Here is a 2,011-nt window from a genome sequence, read left to right on the forward strand (position 1 = left end):
TCCAAAGCTATTCTAGAGGCTTCTGTTGTGCTCTGTTGGGCTTGCTCCGCTTTCGCTATTGCACTATCTGCTGCACTTTTCGCTTCTAAGGCTATCGCTTTGGCATTACTTGCCTCTTCTTTTGCTTCTTCTGATACGCTCTTCGAAGAAGTCGCTGTTTGATTTGCTTCATTCGCAACTCTCTCTACACTTTCTGCTTTAACCTTTGCTTCTTCTGATAAATTTTTAGCATTAGAGGCTGTTTGACTTGCTTGTTCACTCGTGGATTTCGCTTCAGTCGCAACAGTCTTTAAACTTTCCACTTTAGATTTCGCATCGCTAGCCTCTCTTACAGCTTGCTCTACTTTCTCTGTTGCACTATCTGCTGCACTCTTGGCTTCTTCTGCTATGCTCTTCGCTGTATTCGCAACTGTAACAGCGCTTTCTGATGCTACTTTGGCTTCCTTAGCTACGCTCTCTGCTGTTGCTGTCGCTGTCGCTACCGATTGTTTTACTTCCTCCACTAAACCTTTTGCCTCAACAGCTGTCGTTTTACTTTCATTGGCTAACGTTGCTGCCTGATCTGCTACTTTCTTCGCTTCAGCGGCTTTAGACAGTGCTTCTGAAGCATCTTGTTGCGCTGTTGATGTCTCTAACGCCTGTTTTGCTTCTTGCACCATAGTCTTGGCTTCAGAAGCTGTGATTGTCGCATCATCCGCCTTCTTTTCGGCTCTTGCGGCTTTCTCTTCTGCCGTCTCTGCTGTGCTCTTAGCTTCACTCGACTTCGTTAACGCTTCTAAAGCTTTTTGCCCGATCTCATCACCAGCCTGTTTAGCTGTGGTAGCGGTCGATAATGCCGTTTCTGCAATACCTTTCACTTCTTCAGAAATATTCTTGACATCATTGACTAAGGTAAGCGCTGTAGATGCTTTATCCTTCGCTGCATTCGCTTCTGTAAGCGCATTGGTAGAGGCATTTTGGGCTTCTGTTGCAAGTTGTTTGGCTTCTTCTGAGAGTGTCTTAGATGACTCTGCTATCTGTTTGGATTCTCTTGACTCCGTTAATGCCTTCTCTACTGCCGTTTGTACTTGAGACGCTGTTTTTGTAAGTTCTCTAACAGAAGATGTCGCCCGTTCCGATAAACCTTTTGCTTCTTCGGCAATATCCTTCGCATCAGCGGCTGTCTGTTTGGCTCCATCTGCCTTCATACTTGCTTGTGTCGCTACTGTCTTAACTTCATGACACGTTGCTACCGCTGTTTCGGCTACTTGCGTCGTCTCTGTTGCTGTTTGGGAAGCATCTCTCGCTGTTTGTTCTGCACGTTCAGCAATGGATTTCGATTCATCGGCTAATCTCTTTGCTTCTGTCGAGACATGGACGGCGTTCTCACTTGCCTGCTTGACCTCTACAAAACTTTGCAATGCCGTAGCCAATGAACCTTTCGTACTATTGATTTCCCCTGTAGCTCTATCGACTGCTGCTTTTGTCTCTTCTGCCATGCGCTTCGCTGCATCAGAAGTATTCTTGGCTTCTTCTGCTAAGCCATTGGCTGTATCCGCTGTCTCTTTCGCAAGGCTAGCCGTTGTCGTCGCTGCTTTAGCTTCTTCCTTCGCTTCATGAGACGTCGTAAGCGCTGTTGTCGCTGTTTGAACTGTTTTCGTCACTTCGCTAAGCGCTTGTTCCGAAACCCTCTTCGATTCTTCTGCAACCTGTTGCGCACCATTCGCACGCGACATGGCTTTTTCTGCTTCTTGACGTGCATTAACAACCTGCTCTAACGGCGCAAAGGTTTCATACGAATACAAAGATGCCGTCCCTAAAAGCTTCGGAACAACAACGCTGTCTTGAGAAGTCCCTTCTCTGATTTCCTCTTTCGTTGCAACAGGTATCAAATATTCATGTTCATGATCGGGTATCTTCATCTGCTTTATTCCTTCATTCAGAGGGCTTCATCCAATGAACACTCTTTCAAATCTTCAAACTCTTCTCTTAAGGTCTCTAAGCGCTTCTCTAAATCTTTCAGTGAACCATC

General features: G+C 45.9%; 1 pseudogene. It reads right to left on the reverse strand.

Going from position 1 to position 2,011, the window contains the following annotated elements:
• Positions 1-1,901: pseudogene (locus tag ACFIL3_RS09815) on the reverse strand (hypothetical protein); the annotation flags it as partial.
• Between the last annotated feature and the right edge of the window lie 110 nt (positions 1,902-2,011).

Source organism: Bartonella sp. CE47NXGY (assembly GCF_042195415.1).
Classification (GTDB): Bacteria; Pseudomonadota; Alphaproteobacteria; order Rhizobiales; family Rhizobiaceae; genus Bartonella.